This is a genomic window from Streptomyces sp. NPDC127097 (assembly GCF_042724075.1).
Classification (GTDB): Bacteria; Actinomycetota; Actinomycetes; order Streptomycetales; family Streptomycetaceae; genus Streptomyces.
The window spans coordinates 20,912-44,809 of the sequence record NZ_JBHXFI010000010.1; the positions used below are offsets into that span (position 1 = coordinate 20,912).

At 71.6% G+C, this 23,898-nt stretch carries 19 protein-coding genes; 13 read left to right on the forward strand and 6 right to left on the reverse strand.

Going from position 1 to position 23,898, the window contains the following annotated elements; translation table 11 throughout:
• Nucleotides 1-45 precede the first annotated feature (45 nt).
• A complete protein-coding gene (locus tag ACFWJW_RS10950) occupies nucleotides 46-2,679 on the forward strand; it encodes an ABC transporter substrate-binding protein (protein WP_387237881.1) in 2,634 nt (877 codons plus the stop codon).
• Nucleotides 2,680-2,736: 57 nt separating this feature from the next.
• Here ACFWJW_RS10950 and ACFWJW_RS10955 read toward each other — a convergent pair whose 3' ends face one another.
• On the reverse strand, nucleotides 2,737-3,519 hold the full coding sequence (locus tag ACFWJW_RS10955) for a VOC family protein (protein WP_387237884.1): 783 nt from the start codon (nucleotides 3,517-3,519) through the stop codon (nucleotides 2,737-2,739).
• Nucleotides 3,520-3,670: 151 nt separating this feature from the next.
• Here ACFWJW_RS10955 and ACFWJW_RS10960 point away from each other — a divergent pair, with 151 nt between their 5' ends.
• The 3 genes from ACFWJW_RS10960 (at nucleotide 3,671) to ACFWJW_RS10970 (ending at nucleotide 7,014) form a co-directional block, all read left to right on the forward strand.
• On the forward strand, nucleotides 3,671-6,070 hold the full coding sequence (locus ACFWJW_RS10960; protein WP_387237887.1) for a SpoIIE family protein phosphatase: 2,400 nt from the start codon (nucleotides 3,671-3,673) through the stop codon (nucleotides 6,068-6,070).
• Between the two features lie 124 nt (nucleotides 6,071-6,194).
• Entirely contained in the window at nucleotides 6,195-6,386 is a 192-nt protein-coding gene (locus tag ACFWJW_RS10965) for a hypothetical protein (RefSeq protein ID WP_387237890.1), read from the forward strand.
• A 121-nt stretch (nucleotides 6,387-6,507) separates the two neighbouring features.
• Nucleotides 6,508-7,014 (forward strand): DinB family protein, encoded by a 507-nt coding sequence (locus ACFWJW_RS10970; RefSeq protein WP_387237893.1) that lies wholly within the window; start codon nucleotides 6,508-6,510, stop codon nucleotides 7,012-7,014.
• A gap of 82 nt (nucleotides 7,015-7,096) precedes the next feature.
• On the opposite strand, the gene ACFWJW_RS10975 is transcribed toward ACFWJW_RS10970, so the two are convergent.
• From ACFWJW_RS10975 to ACFWJW_RS10985, 3 genes are all read right to left on the reverse strand, one after another.
• On the reverse strand, nucleotides 7,097-7,981 hold the full coding sequence (locus tag ACFWJW_RS10975) for a GNAT family N-acetyltransferase (RefSeq protein ID WP_387237895.1): 885 nt from the start codon (nucleotides 7,979-7,981) through the stop codon (nucleotides 7,097-7,099).
• Between the two features lie 140 nt (nucleotides 7,982-8,121).
• Complete coding sequence (locus tag ACFWJW_RS10980) at nucleotides 8,122-9,573, reverse strand: amino acid permease (RefSeq protein ID WP_387237898.1); 1,452 nt, start codon at nucleotides 9,571-9,573, stop codon at nucleotides 8,122-8,124.
• A gap of 211 nt (nucleotides 9,574-9,784) precedes the next feature.
• Entirely contained in the window at nucleotides 9,785-10,741 is a 957-nt protein-coding gene (locus ACFWJW_RS10985; RefSeq protein ID WP_387237901.1) for a hypothetical protein, read from the reverse strand.
• A gap of 818 nt (nucleotides 10,742-11,559) precedes the next feature.
• Here ACFWJW_RS10985 and ACFWJW_RS10990 point away from each other — a divergent pair.
• Nucleotides 11,560-12,093, forward strand: a complete 534-nt coding sequence (locus ACFWJW_RS10990; RefSeq protein ID WP_387237904.1) for a winged helix-turn-helix domain-containing protein — start codon at nucleotides 11,560-11,562, stop codon at nucleotides 12,091-12,093.
• An 84-nt stretch (nucleotides 12,094-12,177) separates the two neighbouring features.
• Here ACFWJW_RS10990 and ACFWJW_RS10995 read toward each other — a convergent pair whose 3' ends face one another.
• A complete protein-coding gene (locus tag ACFWJW_RS10995) occupies nucleotides 12,178-13,887 on the reverse strand; it encodes a hydrogenase maturation protein (protein ID WP_387237907.1) in 1,710 nt (569 codons plus the stop codon).
• 368 nt (nucleotides 13,888-14,255) lie between these two features.
• Here ACFWJW_RS10995 and ACFWJW_RS11000 point away from each other — a divergent pair, with 368 nt between their 5' ends.
• The 8 genes from ACFWJW_RS11000 to ACFWJW_RS11035 all read left to right on the forward strand — a co-directional run bounded on the left by ACFWJW_RS11000 (nucleotide 14,256) and on the right by ACFWJW_RS11035 (nucleotide 21,850).
• The gene (locus ACFWJW_RS11000; RefSeq protein ID WP_199812699.1) at nucleotides 14,256-14,411 is read left to right on the forward strand and encodes a hypothetical protein; all 156 of its coding nucleotides are present in this window, start codon (nucleotides 14,256-14,258) and stop codon (nucleotides 14,409-14,411) included.
• A 184-nt stretch (nucleotides 14,412-14,595) separates the two neighbouring features.
• Complete coding sequence (locus tag ACFWJW_RS11005) at nucleotides 14,596-15,834, forward strand: hypothetical protein (RefSeq protein ID WP_387237910.1); 1,239 nt, start codon at nucleotides 14,596-14,598, stop codon at nucleotides 15,832-15,834.
• A gap of 53 nt (nucleotides 15,835-15,887) precedes the next feature.
• The gene (locus ACFWJW_RS11010) at nucleotides 15,888-16,403 is read left to right on the forward strand and encodes a hypothetical protein (protein WP_387237913.1); all 516 of its coding nucleotides are present in this window, start codon (nucleotides 15,888-15,890) and stop codon (nucleotides 16,401-16,403) included.
• A 32-nt stretch (nucleotides 16,404-16,435) separates the two neighbouring features.
• The gene (locus ACFWJW_RS11015; protein WP_387237916.1) at nucleotides 16,436-17,746 is read left to right on the forward strand and encodes an MFS transporter; all 1,311 of its coding nucleotides are present in this window, start codon (nucleotides 16,436-16,438) and stop codon (nucleotides 17,744-17,746) included.
• Nucleotides 17,747-17,908: 162 nt separating this feature from the next.
• The gene (locus tag ACFWJW_RS11020) at nucleotides 17,909-18,310 is read left to right on the forward strand and encodes a hypothetical protein (protein WP_387237919.1); all 402 of its coding nucleotides are present in this window, start codon (nucleotides 17,909-17,911) and stop codon (nucleotides 18,308-18,310) included.
• Between the two features lie 91 nt (nucleotides 18,311-18,401).
• Nucleotides 18,402-19,004: a carbonic anhydrase gene (locus tag ACFWJW_RS11025; protein WP_387237922.1), complete on the forward strand. Its 603-nt coding sequence runs from the start codon at nucleotides 18,402-18,404 to the stop codon at nucleotides 19,002-19,004.
• Nucleotides 19,005-19,021: 17 nt separating this feature from the next.
• Entirely contained in the window at nucleotides 19,022-20,476 is a 1,455-nt protein-coding gene (locus ACFWJW_RS11030; protein ID WP_387237925.1) for a SulP family inorganic anion transporter, read from the forward strand.
• A gap of 927 nt (nucleotides 20,477-21,403) precedes the next feature.
• The gene (locus ACFWJW_RS11035) at nucleotides 21,404-21,850 is read left to right on the forward strand and encodes a nitroreductase family deazaflavin-dependent oxidoreductase (RefSeq protein WP_387237928.1); all 447 of its coding nucleotides are present in this window, start codon (nucleotides 21,404-21,406) and stop codon (nucleotides 21,848-21,850) included.
• Nucleotides 21,851-21,866: 16 nt separating this feature from the next.
• Here ACFWJW_RS11035 and ACFWJW_RS11040 read toward each other — a convergent pair whose 3' ends face one another.
• Nucleotides 21,867-23,837, reverse strand: a complete 1,971-nt coding sequence (locus ACFWJW_RS11040) for an ABC transporter permease (RefSeq protein WP_387237931.1) — start codon at nucleotides 23,835-23,837, stop codon at nucleotides 21,867-21,869.
• Nucleotides 23,838-23,898 lie beyond the last annotated feature (61 nt).

Sequence of the window (23,898 nt, forward strand, 5' to 3'; positions counted from 1 at the left end):
CCGGTGCGGCACCGCGGAGTGGCTCAGGGACGTGAAGGTCTGCCGGTGCTCTGTCTGGTCAGCGGGGAGGACCACACCCAACTCGCCAAGGGCATCAGCTACTTCCTCAGCCACGCCGATCCCCGGCGGGTCCCGCACTGTCTGCACGACCTCCAGGACGGCTCGGCTCCCCCGCCCCCGGAATCCGTCGAGGCGGTGCGCCGCACGCTGGAGCGGCTGGCGCAGGGCTTCGCCCGCAGCGTCCACGGCAGCGACGGACGGGTCCGCTTCCGCAGGTTCGGCCTGGTCAACTGGCTGACGCAGGCCGGGGCAACCGGCGCCGCGCCGTACGCGGGCGGTATGGAGGGCAACGACCACACACTGCTTCAGGGGCTGCGCGAGCGGGAGTTCCGGCGCCGGCGGATGTTCGGACTGCTGCGCTCCCCGGAGACGGAGCTCGCGGTGGACGGTTCCGTGCCGTGGTGGGTCTGGCTGTTCGCCGTCCATGTCTTTCCGCTCGCGTGGTTCCGGGTCCGCCGCGGGCTGGGCCGCGAGTACCGCTGGCTGCTCAACCAGCCCTATCTGGCGCCGCGCGACCCGGGCACCTTCATCGGGTTCGCCGAGCGGCTGACCGCACCGCACCACCAGGCCGAAGACCCGGAACAATTACGCAAGTTGATGGTCAACGCCTTTCTGGAGGATCTGCGGGTCGCGTTCCGCCGCCGCATCTGGCGGCCCCGTACGGCCCGGCGCACCGCGTACTGTGTGGCGCTGCTCGACGGGGCGAACGCCCACAACTGCGGCTATCCGCTGTTGCAGACCATCATCGACGTACGCAACGAGACGGGCGCCTTCGATCCGCTGCTGGTCATCAGCTGCGGCGCCGAGCCGCCCGCCGAAGGCACCGGGATCCGCGCGGACTGGGGCCACAGCTCGCTGTGGGAGCTCGCCGACCGGCTCTACGGCGGCTGGCGGGACACCTTTCTGCACCAGGGCCGGGCCCGGAACCGCGCGCCCTGGTATCTGCCGGTCACCGTTCCGCGGCTGCTGCCGCCGTCCGACGAGAGCTATGAGCTGACGCGGCGGCTGGAGGTCGCCCAGGACGCCCGGCTGCGGATACCCGAACCGCCGCTGTGGGCCCGCCGGGCGGTGTCGGTGGTGGCGGCGTGCGGGGTACTCGTCGCACTGCTGGGAGCGGGCGGGCTGGTGCTGAGCCGGGAGCGCGACTACCGGCAGGCGCACTGCGGTCTGCACCGTTTCGAGGGCGACGCGGAGACCCTGCGTACCGTGGAGACCGGCGAGTGCATAGGAGTGGCACGGAACGGCTTCACCTTCCACTCCCCCGACCCGCTGCTCAACAAGACCCTCCGCACCATCCACGCCCAGAACGCCCGCGCGGAGGAGGCCCATCGCGCGGCGCCGGAACGCCCGTTCGTCACCCTCGTCCATCTGTCGGCGCTGCTCAGCGTCTCGGGGAAGTCCACCGGGCAGCTCGCCTACGGGCGCGAGGCGCTCCAGGGCGCGGCGAGCGCCCAGTCCCGGCAGCTGCGCAGCACCGGCGCGGCGGAGCCGATTCTGCGGATCTTCCCGGCCAACGCCGGGTCGGGGATGCGCTTCGGCACACGGGTGGTGGAGATCCTGGAGGGGCTCCAGCGGCAGGATCCGTCGCTCGTCGGGGTCACCGGACTCGACCAGAGCCGGGAGGCCACCAACCGGACGATCCGGAAGCTGACCGCGGTGGGGCTGCCCATGGTGGCCACCACGCTGTCCGCGGACTCGCTCGTGCGGCAGTCGCCCATGTATTTCCAGGTGTCGCCGCAGAACACCCGGGAGGCGGAGGTCGCCGCGGCCTACGCCGGTCATGTCGTGGGCCACGGCGGGAAGAAGCCGGCCCGGCAGGTCCGGATCATCAGCTCCGCCGATCCCAGCGACACCTACAGCAGGACCCTCAGCGACGATGTCGCCCAGCGCTTCCGGGCCCGCGGGTTCACGGTCGAGAAGACCTCCTTCACGCCGCCCCCGCCGCCCGGCGCGGACCCCTCGTCGGACGCCCCCGGCCCCGGGGCGGTCGGCCGGCGGAGCTGTTCCTACCCGGGCGTGGTGTTCTTCGCGGGGCGCTCGGAGGACTTCGAGTCGCTGCTCGGCGGCATCAACGAGTCCTGCCACTCGGATCCGCCCGCACTCCTCGGCGGCGACGATGTGGCCCGGCTGGCGGCCGACGCGGAACGCCGGCAGCACTACCCCGGGATCCCGTACGACTTCCTGGACTTCACGCTGGGTTCGGCCCGCTGCGATGACACCAGCGAGCTGTACACGGAGCTGAGCAGGCTGTTCCCCGAGGAGTGCGCCCAGGTCGCGAGCTCCTCGCTGGACGGGCATGCGGCGCTCGGTTTCGACGCCGTCAAGCTGTACGTCAACGCGGTCAAGCAACTGCGTGAGGACGCCGCGCGGATGCCGTTGACCCCGCCCGCCGTCTGGCATGCGATCAGCGGTGTCCACGGGGACGAGGCGCTCGACGGGGAGAGCGGGATCATCAGCTTCGGCGGTGATGTGGACCGTCAGGTCCCGTTGGACAAACTGCTGTCCGTGCAGCACATCGACGGTGCGGGCCGGGCCGCCCAGGCGGGCTTCTGCGGCCGGGTCGGCGGGCGGAAGCAGTCGTCGTGGTGTCCGCCGCTGGAGGCGGAGAAGGACCGCTGACCGGGGCGACGCGGCGAAGGTCAGGGCCGGTGGCGGGTCGGAGCCCGGCCGTCGGTGTCAGGCCGAGGAGGTGACCGTGAACAGCCCGCCGTCGGGGTCGCGGATGACGGCCTGGCAGCCCTCGCCGTCCGCGGTCGGCGTGACGGGGGTGACGGTTCCGCCGGCGGCCACCGCGGCGGCCGTCACCTTCTCGATCTCGCGGACCGGGAAGTGGACGTGCCAGCGGGGGCGCACCCGCGGGTCCGGGGCGGACTCGACGCCACCGCCGCGCAGGCTGGCGACGGCGTGCGTCCCGTCGCTGACGATCACCTGGTCGTGTTCGTAGGTCACATCGCAGCCGCCCGGCTCCCCGGAGGCCCAGCCGAGGACCTCGGCGTAGAAGATGGCGGCGGCGAAGGCGTCACGGGTGCGCAGTTCGAGCGAGGCGGGGGCGTTGCCCTGGCCGACCGACCAGGCCAGGGTCTGGCCCTCCCAGAAGCCGAAGGTGGCGCCGTCGGGGTCGGCGGCGAGGGCGGCGCGTCCGGGGCCGAGCTTGAGCGGCCCGACGGCGACGGTCGCCCCGCGCTCACGGATCCTGTCGGCGGTCTCGTCGGCGTTCTCCACCGCGAAATACGAGGTCCAGGCCACCGCGACCTGGAAACTCTGGGCAAGGGCCCCGATGCTGGCGACCGGCTGGCCGCCGGCCAGCGCGATGCAGAACTCCTCACCGAGGCTGGCCGGGCGGAACCGCCATCCGAGGACCGCGGAGTAGAAGCGCTGCGCGGCCTCCAGATCGCGGGCCATCAGGCTGACCCAGCACGGAGCGCCGCGTACCGCGGGGACGGGGCCATGGGCCGACATGACATCTGCCTCCTGTTGCTCAGCGCCCCTTCCCACTCTGCCAGCGACGGAGCGGGGCCGCACCAAGGGCGCGTCCCCCTGCGGCAGCGCGGTTGTGCCGGTCTTGATCAGGCTCGATGCTGTAGATACCGAACCGGTCTGGGTTGATGCCATGAACGCATGGAACGCGGCGGAGAGCGCCGACTTCCGTGGTCCCCTCGACGTCACCAGGGCGGCCACCGCGGTGCTGGACGCCCAGGACCTGATCATCGGCTGGAGCCCGGCTGCCCAGCGGCTCCTCGGCTATCTGCCGGAGGAGATCGTCGGGCAGCCCCTGGAGCGGCTGATTCCGCCCGCTGTCAGGACCGCGGACGACCAGCTGAGCGGCGGCCGGGAGCTCACGGTGCGGCACCGGAACGGCCGGCTGGTGCGGATGGCGGCCGCGTTCTGCCCGCTCGCCAAGGTGGCCGAAGGGCCCGGTCCCCAGCCGGCCCGGGTCCTGGTGGCGGCCGGACTGGAGGCCCACCGGATGTGGGAGTCCCGCCAGGCGATGCTGCACGGGCTGGCCACCCAGTCCCCGGTGGGCCTGGGCATCTATGACACCGATCTCCGGCTGACCTGGGCGAACAGTGCCTATATCCGGGAGGTCGGGCTGCCGTTGCGGGAGTTCCTCGGTGCCCGCGCCGATGAGCTGTATCCGGACGGCAAGTTCGTCACCGAGGGGTATCCGCGCACGCTCGACGCGGTGATGCACCACGTCATCGACACCGGCGAACCGATCCTCGATCTGCACTTCGTCGGCCAGCAGCCCTCCGACCCGGGACCCGATCACGTCTGGTCCTGCTCCTATTACCGGCTCCAGGACACCCACGGGCAGGTGCTCGGGGTGTGCGAGGACGCCTTCGACATCACCGGCCGCTATCAGGCGCAGCGCCGGCTGAACCTGCTGGTGGAGGCCGGCGCCCGGATCGGCACCACCCTCGATATGACCGTCACCGCCCGGGAGGTCAGCGAGGTGGCGGTGCCGGAGTTCGCGAGCACGGTCACCGTCGATCTGATGCAGTCCGCCCTCGATGGCGACGAGCCGGAGCCGGCCGGCGGTGTGCTGCCCACGCTGGTGCGGGTCGCCACCCGCTCCGTCCATGAGGGGCCGGACAGCGCCCCGTACAGCCCGCACCGCGTCGAGTACCCGCCCGGCTCGCTCCAGTACCGCAGCCTCTCCTCGGGCGGGATGGTGCGCGAGGAGAACACCATCGTCGTGCCGTTGCGGGCCGGCGGCACCCCGATGGGACTGGTCACCTTCCGGCGCGGCGCCCCGATGACGCCCTTCGACAAGGGGGAGATCGAACTCGCCGACGAGCTGGTCACCCGGACGGCGGTGTGCCTGGACAACGCCCGCCGCTTCGCCCGGGAACACACCGCCGCGCTGACGCTCCAGCGCGATCTGCTGCCCCAGCATCTGCCGTCCCCGTCCGCGGTCGATCTGGCCTACCGCTATCTGCCCAGCGATGACCGGGCCGGGGTCGGCGGCGACTGGTTCGACGTCATCGGCCTCTCGGGTACCCGGGTCGGCCTGGTCGTCGGGGACGTGGTGGGCCACGGCCTCCAGGCGGCGGCGACCATGGGGCGGCTGCGGACGACCGTACGCGCCCTGGCCCGGCTGGACCTGGCTCCCGACGAGCTGCTGGGCCGGCTGGACGACCTGGTGGAACAGACCGCCGAGGAGCAGGCGGCCACGGTCGGCACGGATCGCGGCACGGACGATGTGGCCACCGGTGTGACCTGCCTCTACGCGGTCTACGACCCGGTGTCGCGGCACTGCACCATGGCGCGGGCCGGGCATCTGCCGCCGGCCGTCGTCGAGCCCGGGGGCGGGGTCTCCTTCCCGGATCTGCCGGCCGGCCCGCCGCTGGGCCTGGGGGGCCTGCCGTTCGAGTCCCTGGAGCTCGAATTGCCGGTCGGCAGTCTGCTGGCCCTGTTCACGAACGGGCTGGTCGAGGCCCGTAACCGGGATGTGGACGAGGGGCTGCGGATCCTCGGCGGGGTGCTGGGCGAGCACCGCCGTCCCCTGGACGAGCTGTGTGACCACGCACTGACCGAGCTGCTGCCGGCCGGTCCGGCCACCGATGACTCGGCGCTGCTGCTGGTGCGCACCCGCGAGCTGGATGCCCGGCAGGTGGCGGCCTGGGAGCTGCCCGCGGAGCCGGCCGCGGTGGCCAAGGCCCGTGAGCTGGCCACCGAGCAGCTGCGGGAGTGGGGCCTGACGGAGCTGTCCTACGCGACCGAACTCGTGGTCAGTGAGCTGGTCACCAATGCCGTACGGCATGCCGCGGGGCCGCTCCATCTGCGGCTGCTGCGTGACCGGACCCTGCTGACCGAGGTGTCCGACACCGCCCATACCTCGCCCCACCTACGGCACAGCGCCAGCGACGACGAGGGCGGGCGGGGGCTCTTCATCGTCGCGCAACTGGTGCAGCGCTGGGGTACCCGCTACACGCCGTACGGCAAGACGATCTGGACGGAGCAGGCGTTTCCGCCGCACTATTCCGGGGCTCCGCGGCCGGCCCGGTGACCGGCCGACGGACGCGGGGGCGCGGGCCGGCCCGGCGCACATCGTGCGGGTGTTCGGAGCGGGTCCCATGATGGAACCAAGCGAGGTCCCGGCGACTCGGCGGGCGCGGACAGAGGAGGACCCTGTGACGACCAATGGCAGGGAGCAGGCGGCCGAGCGGCGGCCGACTCAGCTGTACACCGGTAGCGAGCGGCCCTATGACCCGGAGGACCTGGTAAAGGCGTCCGGGCGCGAACCCACCCCCGAGAGCCTGGAATGGGCCAGGCGTCTGATCGCTGAGGAGGGACCCGGCGCGATCGAGCGGTATCTGCCCTGAGCACCGCCGGCCGAGCGGCGGGCGGGGCGCACGGAGGACGGCCCGTTCCGCGCGTGGTGTGCCGGCGCGCGTCCGCAAAACCCCTTGCGGCGCCCCGCGGCGCCCGGGAAGATCACCCTCCGTGACCACTGAACGCATCACCCCACCCATGCGCGGCGGCGAGCGGGAGACCCTGCGCTCGTGTCTCGACTTCCACCGGGCCACGCTCGCCATGAAGACCGAGGGCCTGTCCGACGAGGACCTCAGACGTCAGTCGAGTCCGCCCTCCACGCTCTCCTTGCTCGGGCTGGTGCGGCACATGGCCGAGGTGGAACGCACCTGGTTCCGCCGGGTGATCAACGGCGAGGACATCCCGCTCGTCTGGTCGGCCGAGGGCGACTTCCAGGTGGCGTACGACGCGAGCAAGGCCGACGGCGCGGAGGCGTTCGACGCCTGGCAGACGGAGGTGGCGCACGCCCGCCGCATCGAGCAGGCGGCCGCCTCGCTCGACGTCACCGGCTACCAGCCCCGCTGGGGCGAGCATGTCTCGCTGCGTCTGGTGATGCTGCACCTGATCCATGAGTACGCCCGCCACAACGGCCATGCGGACTTCCTCCGCGAGGCCATCGACGGCACGGTCGGCGCCTGAGCCGAGCGCACCGGCTCCCACCCCGGCATGGGCCGGACGGGAACCGGTGCGGCCCGCCGCCGCGTACGCCGGAGGCCGTCCCTCAGCCGAGTTCGAGACTGGTGACGCCGAAGGTGCGCTCCTGGTCCGCCGGGGGCACCGGGCCGTTGTACATCCGCACGGTGTGCGACCGCGGGGTCAGACCGCGGGAGGTGACCAGGGTGTGCGCGGCGTGCCGGGGGCCGGGGACGTCGACGCACAGCTCATCGGCCGGGTCGACCGACGCCGCGAGGGCGTCGAAGAGCGCTTCGGCGGCCTCAGTGGTGTCGGCGAAGAGCGGGCCGATGCGGTGCCCGCTACGGGACGGCCGGAGCACGCCGTAGCCCGCGATCGCGCCGTCGCGCAGACAGGCGCGGGCGGTGTGGCCGGGGGCCGTCAGCCAGCGGGTGACGAAGGCACGGCGGTCGGCGGGGAAGCAGCGCCGGTCGTAGTCGGCGACCGCGTCGAGATGCGCCCGGGTGACGGGGACGACGTCCGGCGTGGGAGCGCCGGGGCCGAGGGCGGGTCCGGCGTAGCGAACGGTCTCGTGGGCGGGAACGAACCCGGCGCGCCGGTACGTGTCCTGCTGGGCCGGGACCCCGTCGAGACCCACGGTCCGGGCACCGGCGTGCGGGAGGGCGGCCCGCCAGGTGGCGAGGCCCAGGCCCTGTCCGCGGTGGTCGGGGTGGACGAGGTAGTAGCCCAGGAACGCATAGGCGTCCGAGTAGTTGACGACGGAGACCGCGGAGACGGTCCGTCCGGCGCGGCGTCCGACGAAGAAGCCGGCGGGGTCGGTGGGGTGGAAGCAGGCGGTGTCGCCGCGTCCGGGGTTCCACTCTTCGTCGGCGGCCCATTGGGCCACCTCGTGCCAGTCGTCCAACGAGGCGGTGCTGACGGTGAGTTCGCCGGTGACGGGCTGTGGATCCGGAGCGTTGCCGAGAGTGGGCATGCGGGGTGTTCGTCCCTTCTGGTGGGGTCAGGGGGCGGGTGAACGGGAACCGTGCGGGGCCGGTACCGGGTGGTGGCGGGGCGGGCCCGCCGGAGCAACTCCTCCGGCGGGCCCGGACCCGCCTGCCTTCGCGGCCGGCGTCAGATCAGGTCCATGGCGGCGACCTCGTCGGGGCGGCCGTAGCTGACCGGCCCCTGGAAGCGCTGCCGGGCGGTGGCGAACCACCACACGGTGGCGATGATCAGCACCACTGCCAGCGCGATCGGCGCATAGTTGAACGAGGCGGGGGTGATGGGGTACGCCTGCGGCAGCATGAACAGCACATTGCTGATCAGGATCCAGGTCACCGCGATCGCCGCGACGGGCTTGCCGTAGCGCCCGAGGTTCCACGGGCCGGCCTGGAAGTCGTCGAGCCGCAGCCGCAGGAAGATGGGCACGGCGTAGGCGAGGAACAGCCCGACGACGTTGACGCTCACCACCGCGGTGAAGGCGGTGTGCGACCACCAGCCGGGCAGCACCAGCACGAGGGGGCAGGCCGCGGCGAGCCAGACGGCCTTGACGGGCGTCCGGGTGCGCGCGGAGACCGAATGCCACCAACGGGAGCCGGGCATCGCACCGTCCCGGGAGAAGGCGAAGATCTGCCGGGTATTGCTGGTCATGTTGGCCAGGCCGCAGAACAGCATGGCGCCGATAACGATCAACAGCAGGAACTGCGCGGTGCTTTGGCCGAGCGCGTCGATGAGAATCTGCACCGGCGGCGCATCGGCACTCGCCGCATGCCCGTAGTCACGGATCGCATACACCAGCGCGAGCATGAGGATCAGTCCGGTGATCGCGGAGTAACTGATCGCGCGCATGATGCCCTTGGGCGCGTTGACCGTCGCCTTCACCGTTTCTTCGGACATGTGGAAACTGCCGTCGAAACCGGTGAAGGTCCAGCTGGTGACGAGCAGACCCAGCATTCCGCCGTAAATCGCTTGGGTGAAGCCGGTGTTGTTGACGAAGTGCAGCGCGAACGAGGGCGACTGGTGGTGGTCGGGGATCAGGGTCAGCGCGCCGACGATCACCACCATGCCGATCAGCAGCCACCACACGGAAATCCGGTTCACCACCGCGACCAGCCGCACCGTATACGTGTTGGCCAGCGCCTGGAGGAGAAGGATGGCCGCGGTGATGCCGACCGTCTGCTGCGGTGTCGCCTCGTAGGACGGCCACTGCATGGTGAGGAACGCCTGGATGAAGGTGGCGGCGGCGAAGTTGGTGGCGGCGGTGCCGCCTACCTGGCCGACGAAGTTCAGCCAGCCCGTGTACCAGGACCAGGCGCCCTGGTGACGCTTGGCCAGCTTGCCGGCCGAGAAGTAGAGCGCGCCGCTGGTCGGGTAGGCGGAGGCGATCTCGCCCATCGCGGCGCCGACGAACAGCACCATGATCGATACGCCGATCCAGCCGAAGATCAGGATCCTCGGGCCGCCGGCGTTCATCCCGAATCCGAAGGAGGAGAAGATGCCGGAAATGATGTTGATGATGGTGAAGGAAATGGCGAAGTTGTCGAACGCGCGGAATCTGCGGGTGAGTTTCCGCGGATAGCCCATGGCATGCAGCGTGGCATCGTCGTCAAGGGTGGCGGGATCTGCCGTGTGGGGGTTTTGCGAGCGAGCTGGAGACATACGCTCGGACACAACCGAAACCTTTCTGGGGGGAAGCAGGGAGGTGAACGGATCGGGCTGAGTTGTTCGAACGGGTGGTGCGGAACGGGGCGCCTTTGGCGGCAAGAATTCACGCCGCCTCATGCGCACCGGTGAATCAGCCGCCGTGCGGAACGGGGAGTCCGCACGAACGCCTGGCCTTTGTCAGTTGCTCCTCGGGATCGCCGAATGCACTCCAGGGCATACGCGAGGCATAGGGCCCCATGGCGGTGAAGACTTCCCGCGCCTCGAATTCATGTTTCGCCATGAACAGGGCATGTGCCAGATACGCCAGATCCAGCACCGGGGTGAAGCGGTAACCGGCCACCCGCGGGAACCAGTGGTGGTAGATGCTCAACGCGGCGCTGATCCACTGGGGTTGCTCCCATGCGTGGTCCGCGAGCAGCGCGGACGGGTCGTAGTCCTCGACCAGCGCCACCAGCGGCAGCAGCCGCAGCGGTGAGGTGGCCGGGGCCCGTTGGCTCAGGAACGCGGCCACGTCCCAGCTCGCGCTGGACGAACCGCCGTAGCGGGTGAAGAAGAACGACAGAAAGCGGTGGTGCGCCTCGCGGTGCCAGGGGTCGAGCCGGAGGATGTGCGCGAGGAGGTACCACGGGCCGGCCGGCGCGGTCAGCAGCCCCTGCGGGGCCGGGTCCTGGGGACGGTCCAGCCGCGTCAGCGCCAGCTGGGCCACCCACGGGGTGGGGTCGTCGGGGAGCAGCTTGGCGGCCCGCTCGCACGCCGACTGCGCTATCCGCGCCAGGGCGCCCTGGCGCCGGTCACCGGCGTCGGCCATGCGCAGCGCCCGGAGCATCGCCACCCGGGCCCAGAGCAGCGCCGCATCCGGTCCCGGTTCTTCGGCCAGCCAGCGCTCGGCCAGGTCCGAATCGGCGGCCACGGACGCCAGTACCAGCGACCGGTGGGCCCGCACCTCGAAATCCTCCCGGGCTTCCCGGAGAACCTCGTGTGCGCTCAAGTACCGCCCGGCCCGAACGTCCATACACGCGCGCGCCAGGGCCCGGTCATCGGCCGCTGGACTCCACACGTACTGCCCCTCGAAAGAGCCGGCCGCCATGGTCCCCTCCCGGTCACGAAGGCGTCTTCCCCCGCACGGCATTCCAGCTGCGCCGAATTCAGCTGGACCCCTGCCACCGGTCAAGTGACAGCGGCCACACCCTACTCACCCTCAACTCATTGCGAAAACAAGCCGCCTGGAATATCTGGTTCCGCACCTTTTAGTCTCGATGAGATTGAAACAGAAACAACTTCTCGTCCGGCCTTCAGAAGCCCTCCACTTTGCCGGTCCGTTCGTCACAGGCCATTTATTTGGCATATTCACGGGCTTGCAGGTCCTCCACAAGTGCGCCTCACTGCCCATTACCCCTCCGTATCCCCGGCTCGCCTTGCCGCGCGCTCACGCGCCCGGAGAGGGGCCCGGCGGCCACGAAGCCCCGGAGGGCGAGCCTCCACCCGGACCCGCCCACGCGCCCCCGGAGACCGTGCACTTGTTGAACGGAGCAGCACCCCCGGCCCCAACCCATCGGGCCGCCGCCCACGTTGGGATCGCGCATCACAAATTCGGCTCAAGAGCAACCGAATTAGCGGATGCTACTTTCCGGAAGCGCGCGATCACATGTAGCGTTCGTCTGGACCGGAGGCCGTGACTTCACACCACGTCATGGCTGGGTACGGGCATGGGCGCGAGCGTTCTTGCGGCGCGAACGGAGCGATCGACCCCGCTGGGCGGACCTGCACCACAAGTGCCTGGGTCGCCACCCGCCACGCACCGGACCGCGCCGCGAGCACTGCGGCAGTACCTCAGCGCCCCTGCACGTCGAGCACCGCCATGTCTGTCCGTACACGCCTGCTTTGCAAGAGGAATGGGCCCAGATCATGTTAATGAACTCCTCGACGACCCCGCTTGCGCTGCGACCGGACGCCGACTTCGGCCGGCCGCCCACAGCCGGGCCCGGCGAAGGGCCACCCCTGGCGGTCGACCGGCTCCCTGACGGCAAGTGGCAATTGACCCTGCACGACCTGGAACCCGTATCGGTGCAGCGGCTGCCGTCGGACGAGGTCCACATCATCCTGGCGCCCCCGCGCGCGGAACCGGCCGAGGAACCACCGGTTGGCCGGCCGCGTCCGGAGCCGATCCGGATCGACACCGCGGCCCGGACCGTCTTCGTCCGGGGCCGCCAACTCGACCTGCCACGCCTGGAATTCGACCTGCTGGCCCATCTCGTGCTGCATCCCCGGCGCGCCTTCACCCGGGAGCAGCTGATGGCCGCCGTCTGGCCCAGCTGCCAGTCCAGCAACCGCACCGTCGACGTCCACATCGCCCGGCTGCGCCGGCGCCTGGGCCCCGGCCTGCGCGACTCCATCAGTACGGTCTTCGGGATCGGATACAAGTACCAGCCCGTCTCGTAGGCCGGCAGACGCGAGGGACGCTCGCGCCGCAGCGGGCCGGTGACCGGCCACCTCGGCCGGTCGCCGGCCCGCTGCCGCGCGTCCTCAGGTCCCGGCAGGTGCGGAACCGAGGTGCGCGGGGGTCGCCGCCGCGGGTTCCTTGCGGACGAAGGCCCGGCGCAGGGCGTGGTACGGCTGGTCCGGGTCGAAGAAGATGCGGTGCATCCGCGCCAGTTCGAGCTCGCGGTAGGCGGCGAGCGGGCGGTGGGCCTCGTCGCGTTCCCGGCCGGCCTTCTTCGCGGCGATACGGGCCTGCGTCGAGGACGCCGAGGCCAGCCGGACGGCGAGCTCCGCGGTCCGTGCGGCGAAGTCCTGTGCGGGGCAGTCGAGGATCCGGTCCACCAGGCCGAGCCGCGCGCCGGTCGCGGCGGTGACCGGCAGGGCGCGTGCGGTGAGCTGCCCGGCCACCTCGGGTCCCGCCCGGCCGGGGAGGGTGTAGGTCCAGTATTCGGAGCCGTAGAGCCCCATCAGCCGGTAGTGGGGGTTGAGTACCACGGCCGCGCGGCACCACACCTCGTCGGCGGCGAGCGCCAGCATCGCCCCGCCGGCCGCGGCATTGCCGCCGAGCGCGGCGACCACCAGCCGGTCGGTGGTGGTCAGGACGGCGTGCACCAGATCGTCCATGGCGTTGATATTGGCCCAGGACTCCTCGGCGGGGTCCGCGGCGGCCTCGATGACGTGCAGATGGATGCCGTTGGAGAAGAAGTCCCGGCGGCCGCCGAGGACCAGCACGGAGGTCGGCCGGGCGCAGGCGTGGCGGTAGGCGGCGAGCAGCCGCCGGCAGTGGTCGGTGCTCATCGCACCACCGGGGAAGGAGAACTCCAGGAAGCCGGCCGGGCCGTCCTCGCGGTACCGGATGTCGCTCCAGGTCCGGGGGCCGTCACCGGGGTCGAGCGGGGCCGGGACTTCGGGGAGCGGCGGGAGGCGATCGCCCAGCGCCAGGGTGGCGGGCAGTTTGAGGGTGCCGGGCTCCCCCGGCGTGCGGGGCGGCCGCAGCTCCGGAATCCATACCGCGCCGTCGGCCGTCGCCCGGCAGATCGCGCCACATCGGGTGGCGAGCAGCTCGCCCGGCGGGCCGGTCAGGGTGTCCTCCGGGTGGCCACCGTGCAAATGCCAGCTGTCGCCGAGCAGTTCGTCCCGTACGCCGGGCTGGGAGTCGGCGGCGCGCAGCTTGCGGACCACGGTGTCGGTGGAGTCGGAGCGCCAGTCGATCCGGCGCAGATCCTGGCGGAAGGGGGGCCGGGGGCGGCCGGGTTTCGCGGCGTCGGACAGCCCGTCCTGTGGTTGCGGGCGGTGGGTGCCGGACGCCACACGGGCGACGGCCGTCAGGACCGCCTGGACCGCGGCATCGGCGATCTCGTTGCGGTAGAGGTCGCTCTTGCCGACGTCGGGAACGGGACAGCCGGCCGCGGCCCAGATGTCGCCGCCGTCCATCTCGTCGTTGGCCTGGAGCACCGTGACGCCCCACCGGTCCGCGCCCAGATGCACCGCCCAGTCCACCGAGGACGGGCCCCGGTCGCCGACGGGCCCGGGGTGCACGATCAGACAGGTGTGGGCGGACCACACCTCCCGGGGGACGGCCGTCTTGAGCATCGGCGCCACGATCAGATCCGGCCCATGACGGCGTACGACCTCGGGGAGCGGGGTGTCCCGCGTCACCAGCTCCACGCTCACCTGGTGTCCGTGGTCACCGAGTTCGGCGTACACGCGCTGCGTCAGACTGTTGAACGCGCCGGCGATGAGCAGAATGCGCACAGCAGACTCCCCTGGAGCTGGGACCGATGGGCGGATGGCTGGATCGTCCCGCACCGGTGGCCGCGCGGCTCCGGAGCCGCGCTACGGGTCACCCGATCGACGGCCGCCGTGCGGCGCAATGCGGCGCCCGGACCGCCGGGGCGCCGGCGCCGGGCCCGCCGTCAACTGATGGAGCGTCAAGTAGTTCCGGCAGTGATCATCTCGTCGGGATCCCGCCAAAGTTGGCGCACGGGCCACCCAACCGAGGCCCGGAACATTGCCTTTAATTGACATCCACTTGGTCATACTTTTACTTTCATTGCGTGGCATCAGCGCAGGTCAGCGCCGTGTGCCCCGTCCGTCTTCCGCACTCTCTCTCGGAGGTTCCCATGGAGCAGCTCATCAAGAAGATGGCCCAGGACAACGTCTGGCAGAACTGGCTCGCCGCCAACTCCGCACAGCAGGCGGCGAAGAACGGCTGCATCAGCGCCGCCCCGAAGGCGGGCTGCATCAGCGCCGCGCCCAAGGCCGGCTGTATCTCCTGACCCTCGCGCCACCCAGAAGCCCGGGAGCGGGCCGGCGGCGGTGAGCATCCCGCCACCGCCGCCCGCTCCCGGGCCCAGGGCGTGGCCGCAACGTCGCGTCGCGAGCCGGGCGGGACGTTGCGGACACGCCCAGCACCCCGAATTCCCCGTGTGCACCGCATCCCGAGCAACGACGAGGATTTCCATGGATGGTCAGCCGACCGCCGAGGTCATCGAGCAGATCCGCGACATACCGATCTACCGTGAGTCGCTGGCGAAGGGCTACTTCCCCCTACTCGACAAGCCGGAGATCGCGCGCGGCTTTCCCGACAACTGGATGACGCCCCGGCTGGCCGCGGCGCTGGAGTCCGGAGAGGCGGAGTTCGTCCTCTCCACCGGCACCCACCACGCCCGGATGCAGATCATCCGGCCCCCGTATTTCCTGCTGCGCTCCTACTACCAGCTCTGGAGCGAACACCCCGATATCGCCGAGACCTGGGAAGCCGGCTGCCGGCGGGTGTCCCTGACCACGGTGCTGGCGACGGAACATGTGGCGCGGGTCAACGCGGCCCGGCGCGGCACCACGCCGGACCCGGTCCCCGCCCTCGACGACCGCCGGCTCGACGAGCGCACCTGCTACGTCAATCTGCGGCTGGACCCGGCACTGTGGGAGCGGGACGAGGTGGTGCGGATGCTCGCGGAGATCCGGGCCGCCCGCCAGGCGCACCCACGCGGCTGGTACCACCTCGACTGCTCCGGCTATCACCTGGCGCATCTGGTGCGGAAGGTCGGCGAGTGGGGGCTGTGGGACGATTTCCCGCCACCCGCGAGCATCATCCACGCCTACGAATACACCCCGGCGAACGTCCGGCGCTTTCTGCACCAGCACTTCGACTGCCCGGTCATCGACCTCTTCGGCAGCACCGAGCTCGGGTACCTCTACTACAGCGACCGCCGCGGCACCTACTGGCCGCATCTCGACAAGATGAGCGTCGAGCTCCAGCCGGTCGCCGACGGGAGCACGATCTACCAGCTCATCGTGACGAGCGTGCGCAATCCCTATATGCCGCTGATCCGCTACCGCTCCGGCGACTGCGTACGGACCCTGGACGGTTCGCCCGATCCGGGAAAGATCGCCCAATTCTGCGGCCGGGAAAAGGAATTGCTCAGCACTCCGCACGGGCCGGTCGCCCAGGGCGACCTCGACCGGTGCATCGCCGAGATCTCCCCGGACGTCTTCGGGTACCAGCTGCTGCTGACCGGCGACGCCGAAGCACAGCTGGTGTACACGACATTCCACGGCGCGCCCGTCGAACTCGCGCAGACCTCGGCGCTGGAAGAGGGCATCGGTGAACTGACCGGGCGGCGCTGCCGGCTCGCACACCGTACGCACCTCCCCATCGGGAAGTCAGGGAAGTACGCCTGGCTCACCACCGGCAGCTGACCCACCGGACGTCCGCGTTCCCCGGACGTCCGCGCCACTCGGACAGGAGAAGCATGACCAGCCAGCCGCGGATATCCGCCGATGACCTCAAGGAACTGCTCGGTGCGGCGCTGCACGCCGAAGTGGTGACGTATTTCGACGAGAAGACCGCCGCGCCGCGGGAGTTCGTGGAGCGCCAGGTCACCGAGTGTCTGCGCTATCTCTATCTCGTCTCCCGGCACCACGACCAGCTCAGCGGTCTCTTCCTGCCGGTCGAGCAGGACATCGACGAGATCTGGCACTACCTCATCCTCCAGACCCGCGAATACCGTGCGCTGTGTGAGCAACGGCTGCCGGGGCAGTTCTTCATCGAGCACCGCAGCATCGCCTATGAGGACTACCAGCAGGAGCCCGGCCGCGAGCAGGCCCTCGAAGAGGCCCTGCGCTGGATCCCGTTGTACTGCCAGGAGTTCGGCCCGTTCGACGAGGGGGCGCTGCCGCACTGGACGATCGTGCGCTTCCTCCACGAGCAGATGGACCTGTCGCTCGCGGCCATCGCGGCGCTGGAACCGATGGCGGCCACTACCTAGCCCGCCCGCACCCGCGGGAACCGAAAGGAATCATGACGGACCGGAACGACGTCACGGCCGGCCACGAGGTACCCGAACAGCGGCGGATTCTGTCCGTCCTGGTGTTCTCGCAGATCCTCAGCGGCGCGGGCCTCGCCGCCGGAATCACCGTCGGGGCGCTGCTCGCCGAGGAGATGCTCGGCTCGACCGGGCTGGCCGGCGTGCCCAGTGCGCTGTTCACCGCCGGGGCCGCGCTGGGCGCCCTCGGCATCGGCCAGATCTGCCGGCGCTACGGCCGCCGCCCCGGGCTGGCGCTCGGGTACGCCGTCGGGGCGCTCGGCAGCCTCGGGGTCGTCGTGGCGGCCACCGTCGGCAGTGCGCTGCTGCTGTTCACGTCCCTGCTGGTCTACGGGGCGGGCACCGCGACGAACCTGATGGCGCGCTACGCCGGGGCGGATCTGGCCTCGTCCGAGCGGCGCGGCCGGGCGGTGAGCACGGTGCTGTTCGCCACCACGCTCGGCGCGGTGGTCGGCCCCAACCTGGTGACCTTCACGGGAGAGGTCGCGCACTCCTGGGGCATCCCCCGTCTCGCCGGGCCGTTCCTGCTGGCCGTCGCCGCGTTCGGGTCGGCGTCGGTGGCCCTGGCCGCTCTGCTGCGGCCCGATCCGCTGCGGCTGGCCGAGAAGTTGGCGGCGGCCCAAGCCACGGAAGCCGGCGAGCGCCCGGCCGAGGACACCGACGGCCGGCCGGACGCCCAGCCGCGACGGCGCGAGGTGGTCATCGGCACCACGGTCATGATCCTCACTCAGCTCGTGATGATCGCGGTCATGACGATGACGCCGGTCCATATGCAGGCGCACGGCCATGACACCCAGGCGGCCGGGCTGGTCATCGCCCTGCACGTCGGGGCGATGTTCCTGCCGTCCCCGCTCACCGGGCTGCTGGTCGACCGCCTCGGCCGGCAGTGGATAGCCGGTGCCTCGGGTCTGACGCTGGCCGCCGCCGGGATCCTGGCCGCCGTGGCTCCGCCGCACTCCGTTCCCGCGCTCGCCACGGCACTCGTACTGCTCGGCCTCGGCTGGAACTTCGGGCTGGTCAGCGGCACCGCCATCGTCACCGACGCGCTGCCGCCCGCCCGGCGCGCGTCGGCCCAGGGCCTGGTGGATGTCGGTATCGCGCTCGCGGGCGCGGCCGGCGGCATGTCCTCGGGTCCGGTCGTCGTCCTGGGCGGCTATCCGACCCTCGCGCTGGCGGGTGCGGTGCTTGCGCTGGCGATCGTGCCCGTGGTGGCCTGGGCGGTCCGCCGGCCTTCTCACGCGGACACCGCTCCGGCAACTTCCCCCGCGGAGCGGGAACCTCATTGAACGTCCGTTCGTCACACAGATGTGCCCGAATCGAGATTGCGGGCATCTTGAAACTTGGCGTCATTTCTCGTTATCACGCCGGAAACCTGGATGCTGCACTGTAAAGGCAGGGTGGACCGTGTGAACGAGCCACGGGGGGCAACGATGCGGAAGGACACCTGCATGCAGGGCACACCGGTGCCGCGCCGGTTCCGCGCGCCGTTGCTCGCCGTCATGGTGATCCTGACCTTCCTGCTGGGCAGCGCGGCGGATCCCGACATGGACCGGGCGACGTTCTCCGGCCCGCCCGGCACGAAGTCCGCGAGCGCCCTGCCGGCCGCCAAGCCGAGCTACGACAGCACCGAGGAAAAGACCAAGCGCGCGGCCGAGCGCGGCCAGCCCCGGCGCACCGTCCGGACCGCCGTCGGCGTCCCGCACCACACCGGCCGTCCGCTGCCGCCCCTCTACAGCGCCGCGGCGCCGGACACCGTCCCGGCATCGGGTGCCCCCAAGGCCGGCAGCACCACCAAGGCCGCATCCAGACCGGTCGAAATCCCGCTTCTCCACTGCGTCTTCCGCTGCTGAGGGCGCCGTGGTGGCCTGCCCCACCAGCCGCGCCTCGTACCTTCCCGCCACCACCCCACAGTGGCAACCCTCATCAGCAGGAGACCTCCTCGTGGAGACCTTCATCCAGCATGCCCGGGGCCTGATGGCCCGTATCGCCGAGGGCCGCGACGAACAAGAGACGTACGGCCGCCTCGCGGCCGGCCAGTCGCCCCTCGCCCTGTTCATCACCTGCTCCGACTCCCGGGTCGTACCGTCCCTGATCACCGGAGCACGGCCCGGTGAACTCTTCGAGCTCCGGACGGCCGGCAACGCCGTGCCCGTGTACCAGGACGGCATGGCGGCCTGCGCGGAGGCCGCGACCATCGAGTACGCGATGCGCGTGCTCCGCGTGGCCGACATCGTGGTCTGCGGTCACTCGCACTGCGGCGCGGTCGGCGCCAAGGCCCGCGGTGAGGACCTGACCGGCGCTCCGGCCGTACGGGACTGGCTGGCGCAGGCGCTGTCCGACGAACTCCCCAGGGACGAGGAGCCGACGGTCGCCGCCGCGGTCCAGCAGCATGTCCGCCAACAGGTCAGCCGGCTGCGCGACTACCCCTGTGTACAGGAGCGGCTGGCCGCCGGAGAGGTGACGCTGCACGGCTGGTTCTACGAAGTCCACACCGGCATGGTGGCGGCGCATCACCCGGCCTCCGACCTGTTCCTCCCCCTGTGATGGCGGGGCCGGATCTCATGAAGCGTTTCACCTCCTTCCGGGCGGACTTCACCGCCTCCCTCGTCGTCTTTCTCGTGGCCGTCCCGCTGTGTGTCGGGGTGGCGGTCGCCTCCGGTGTCCCGGCCGAACTGGGCCTGGTCACCGGTGTCGTCGGCGGTCTGCTCACCGGTCTGCTCCCCGGCAGCAGCCTCCAGGTCAGCGGGCCCGCCGCCGGTCTGACGGTGCTGGTCTTCGAAGCCGTCAAGGAGTACGGCCTCGGCACGCTCGGTGCGCTGGTACTGGCCGCCGGTGTGCTCCAACTGGCCATGGGTGCACTGAAGTTGGGGCGCTGGTTCCGGGCGATCTCGGTCGCCGTGGTCCAGGGCATGCTGGCCGGTATCGGCCTGGTCCTGATCGCCGGACAGCTCTACGCCCTCACGGACGCCAAGGCGCCGGGCAGCGGGCTCGCCAACATCGGCGGGTTCCCCGGCCTGGTCAGCTCCACCGCGGGGTCGCCGGACGCGCTGGCCGCGCTCGCCATCGGTGCCGGCACCATCGCCGTCCTGGTGCTGTGGCCGCGCTGGCGGGCCGCCGCACGGGTCCTCCCGGCGCCGCTGGCCGCGGTGGCGCTCGCCACCACCGCGGTGTGGGTGCTGGACATGCCGGTCGCCCGGGTCCAGGTCAGCGGGCTGCTGGACGCGATTCAGCCCCCTGGCCTCGATGACCTCGGCCGGCTCGGCAGCTTCGGTGTGCTCGGTACGGTCCTCGCCTTCGCGCTGATCGCCTCCGCCGAGTCCCTCTTCAGCGCCGCCGCGGTCGACCGGCTGCACGACGGGCCGAAGACCGACTACGACAAGGAGCTGATGGCCCAGGGCGCGGGCAACGCCGTCTGCGGTGTCCTGGGTGCCCTGCCGATGACCGCCGTCATCGTCCGTAGCGCCGCCAATGTGCAGGCGGGCGCGAAGACCAAGGCGTCGCGGGTGCTGCACGGTGTCTGGCTGCTGGTGTTCGCCGCGGCGTTCCCGGCCGCGCTGGGTGTCGTTCCGGTGGCCGCGCTGGCGGGCGTCCTGGTGCATGCGGGCTGCAAGCTCATCCCGGTGCGTGCGCTGGGTCCGCTGTGGCGCGAGCACCGTGGCGAAGCCGTCGTCCTCCTGGTCACCGCGATCGCGATCGTGACGGTCAATATGTTCGAGGGCGTGCTCATCGGTCTGCTGCTGGCCGTCGCGAAGACGGCCTGGGAGACCTCCCATGTCCACCTGGAGGTCCGGACGCCGGAGGACACGGCGGAGCCGGTGCAGGTGCGGGCCGTCGGCAACGCCACGTTCCTGCGGCTGCCGAAGATCCTCGACCAGCTCGACGCGCTGCCCGCGGACCGGGACGTGGAGCTCGACCTGAGCGGGCTGCGCCATCTCGACCACGCCTGCGGCGCCGCGCTGACCAACTGGGCCGAGCAGCACCGCCGGAGCGCCCACGAGGTGGAACTGGTGTCCTGACCACCGCCCTGCCCGTCCGCCGGTCCGGCGGACGGGCAGCCCGACCGCCTGCGCCGGCCACCGGTCCGGCTGTTCCCGTGGCGCCGATGAGGCGTCCCGGGGCAGCCGCCGGTGGCCGGCGCCGTTGCTCCACAGGAAGGTGACGGCGTACGGGTCCCGGCCGGAGACCATCGTGGCGAGCACCACGACGAGGGCGATGCCCGACTGGAGGGCGAGCGCGAGGGCGAGCGCCTTGGCGCTGAGGGCTACTTTGAGACATCCGAGGACACCGATCGCGACGAGTCCTGCCGTCGCCCAGGCCCCCCAGGGCACATGCACCCCGGTGAGGTTCCGGAAGCCGGACTCGGCGAACCAGCCGAAGACCGCCAGCAGCCCGACTTCGATGGCGTTGTACGACAGCACGGCCACATACGCCGAGCCGGCCCCCGTCGCCCGGCCGAGGCCGCGCCCGATGTAGGCGTAGAACGCCCCGGCGGGCGGACGTGCCGGCTCATCGCGGTGAAGCCCGCGGCGAAGACGATCATCAGCAGCCCGGAGAGGAGATGGCCGAGCGGTGCCGCCTGGCCGGCCATTCCGATCGCCACCGGCGCCGCGCCGGCCGTCACGGTCAGCGGGGCGGCCGCGGCCACCACGAAGAAGACCAGGTCACCGGTACCGACGGCGTTCCGTCCGAGGGTTGTGCGGTGCCTGGTGCGGGGGCGTCGGCAGCGGCCGATCGGGTGCTCATCCGCGAGAACGTAGGCATGGCGCCGGCTCGTACGGAAGACCGCGCGAGAGGCACACCAGGGGCTCGCACGGACACGACGGCGGAGCCCGGAATATTGCACCCGCCCCGGTTGTTGAGTGATTGTCAGGACCGTGCCGGGTGGCGCCGACGCCCCCGGACGCCGACGATGTCACGTTGTCTACGGAGATGGGACGGACCGCATGCCTCTTCAGGGTGAGTACGAGCCGAGCCCGGCGCAGTGGGTACGCGATCAGGTCGAGCAGTACGAGACCTCCGGAGGCCGGGAAGGCACGACGCTGCGCGGGATGCCCGTCGTCATCCTCACCACCCGGGGCGCCAAGAGCGGCAAGATCCGCAAGAGCCCACTGATGCGGGTGGAGCATGACGGGGCGTATGCGGCGGTGGCCTCCATGGGCGGTGCCCCCCGGCACCCCGTCTGGTACCACAACCTCGTCTCCGATCCGCGGGTGGAGCTCCAGGACGGCCCGGTGCGCCAGGACATGACCGCCCGTGAGGTCACGGGGGCGGAGAAGGCGCTGTGGTGGGGGCGTGCCGTCGAGGCGTACCCCGATTACGACGACTACCAGAAGAAGACGGACCGGCAGATCCCGGTGTTCGTGCTGGAACCGGCGCCCACGGCGCACTGACCGGCCGCTTTCACGCTCAGAGGGTCACCAGGGAGACCTCGGTGGCCTTGACGCTGGTCCACACGGACACCCCGTCGGCCAGGCCGAGTTCCAGTGCCGCCGAGGGGGTGATCTCGGCCACCAGGTCGGGCACCTCGGGCGAGGTGATCAGCACCCGTAGCCGGCTGCCCGCGGAGGTGAGTTCGCGGACGGTGCCCGGCCAGACGTTGCGGGGGCTGCCCGTGGGCCGGTCGAGGTGTACGGACACGGCCTCGGGGGCGATGATCGCCAGTGCTCGGGCACCGTCGGGGAGCGGGTCGGCGATGACCAGCCGGCCGCCGCCGGTGAGGGCGATGACCTCGCCGGTGACGGTGCCCGGCCAGGCGTTACGGCCGAGCATCCGGGCGACCCAGGGCGAGCGCGGGTGCCGGGTGACCTCGGCGGGCGGGGCGTCCTGGAGGGCGCGCCCGTCGTCGAGGACGAGGACCCGGTCGGCGAGGGAGACCGCTTCGACGGGGTCATGGGTGACGAGCAGACAGACGCCGCCGAATTCCGCGAGATGGCTGCGCAGGGTGTGCCGGACCCGGGCGCGGGTGGTCTGGTCGAGCGCCGCGAGCGGCTCGTCGAGCAGCAGCAGACGGGGGCGGGCGGCCAACGCCCGTGCCAGCGCGACGCGTTGGGCCTGGCCTCCGGAGAGCTGGGCGGGCTTGCGGTGCGCGAGGTGGCCGACGCCGAGCCGGTCGAGCCACTGCTGTGCCGTGCGGCGGGCGTCACCGCGCGGGGTGCCGTGGGCGCGCAGCCCGTATGCGGTGTTGTGCAGGGCGTTCAGGTGCGGGAAGAGCGCACCGTCCTGGGGGACCCAGGCGACGCCGCGGCGGTGCGGGGGCAGCGCGGTGACGTCCGTGTCGCCGAGGCGGAGCGCGGCGCGGGCGCGCGGGGTGAGGCCGAGCAGGGCGCGCAGCAGGGTGGTCTTGCCGGCCCCGTTGGGGCCGACGACGGCGATGGTGGTGCCCGGGCCGGCGTCGAGGGTCAGCCGGTTGAAGCCGGTGACCTCGGCGTGCAGCGGCCAGCGCTCCCGGTGCGCCGCGGACGGTGCGGCGGGCTCCTCGGCGCCTGCGGCGGGCGGGGCCGGGGCGCCGGTGTCGTCGTCGGCGGGTACCCGGCGGGCCGCGCGGTCGGTGCTGGTGGCGCCGGTCCAGCGGCCGCGCAGACAGATCAGTACGGCCATGGCGATGACCAGCAGCAGCAACGAGACCGAGGTGGCGGCTTCCGGGGCGTCCTGGAGCAGCAGATAGACCTGGAGCGGCAGGGTCTGGGTGGTGCCGGGCAGATTCCCGGCGAAGGTGATCGTCGCGCCGAATTCGCCGAGCGCACGGGCCCAGGTGAGCGCGGCGCCGGCGGCGAGGCCGGGGGCGACCATGGGGAGGGTGACGGTGCAGAAGACACGTACGGGGGAGGCCCCGAGGGAGGCCGCGGTCTCCTCGTAACTGGGGCGGAGTCCGGCGAGTGTGCCCTCCAGGCTGATGACGAGGAACGGCATCGCGACGAAGGTGGCCGCGACCACCGCGCCGGAGGTGTGGAACGGCAGCACGATGCCGAAGGTGCCCTCCAGCCACGGGCCGACCAGGCCACGGCGGCCGAAGCCGAGCAGCAGCGCGACACCGCCGACGGTCGGCGGCAGCACCATCGGCAGCAGCACCAGCGAGCGGACCAGCGCCTTGCCGCGGAAGCTGACCCGCGCCAGCAGCCAGGCCAGCGGAACGCCCAGCAGCAGCGCGAGCCCGAGCGCCCAGAAGGACACCAGCAGCGACAGCCGGAGCGCTTCGAGGACACCCGGAGTGGTGAGGTGGGTGCCGAGGTCGCTCCAGTTGGTGCGGGCGAGGATGCCGAGGAGCGGCAGCAGCAGAAAGGCGACGGCGACCAGCGCGGGCACGGCCAGCACGAGGGGGGTGCGGGCACCGGGCGCGCGAAACCTGCCTGCCGGGGGCGGGGTGAGGGTGCGTCTCATCGGGGTTCCTCGGCTCGGGGCGGGCCCGGCGGTGGCGCGCCCGGGGCTGTCCACTCCCCCG